This is a genomic window from Bowmanella yangjiangensis, from assembly GCF_017255015.1.
GTDB classification, from domain to species: domain Bacteria; phylum Pseudomonadota; class Gammaproteobacteria; order Enterobacterales; family Alteromonadaceae; genus Bowmanella; species Bowmanella yangjiangensis.
Genome location: NZ_JAFKCS010000600.1, coordinates 1 through 444, shown reverse-complemented (window position 1 = coordinate 444; position 444 = coordinate 1). Strand labels below are relative to the sequence as shown.

The 444-nt window shown below is 72.7% G+C and carries 1 pseudogene; it reads left to right on the top strand.

The window, feature by feature from the left end:
- Window positions 1–444 (top strand): annotated as a pseudogene (locus J0A65_RS25860) (selenocysteine-specific translation elongation factor); the annotation flags it as partial.

The following is a 444-nucleotide window of genomic DNA, read 5'->3' as shown; positions in this document are numbered from 1 at the left end:
AGCTGCTGGGCATTCGCCAGGCGCTGGTGGTGTTGAGCAAGGCCGACCGGGTGGATGCCGTGCGCGTGCAACAGGTGAGCGAGCAGGTGCGCGACTTGCTCGCCCCCGGCCCGCTGGCCGGCGCCGAGCTGCTGGCGGTGGACAGCCTCAGTGGGCAAGGCATCGAGAGCCTGCGCCAGCACCTGCTGGCGTTCGCGGCCGCGCAGGCGGCGCGCAGCGCGCAGGGCTATTTCCGTCTGCCGATCGACCGCGCTTTCAGTGTCGACGGTGCCGGTGTGGTGGTCACCGGCACGGCCTTCGCCGGGCAGGTGGCGCTGGCCGACGAGTTGCTGCTCAGCCCCTCCGGGCGTCGCGTGCGTGTACGCGGCCTGCATGCACAGAACCGCCGGGCCGAACGTGCCGTCGCCGGCCAGCGGGTGGCGCTGAACCTGGCCGGTGAGCGTC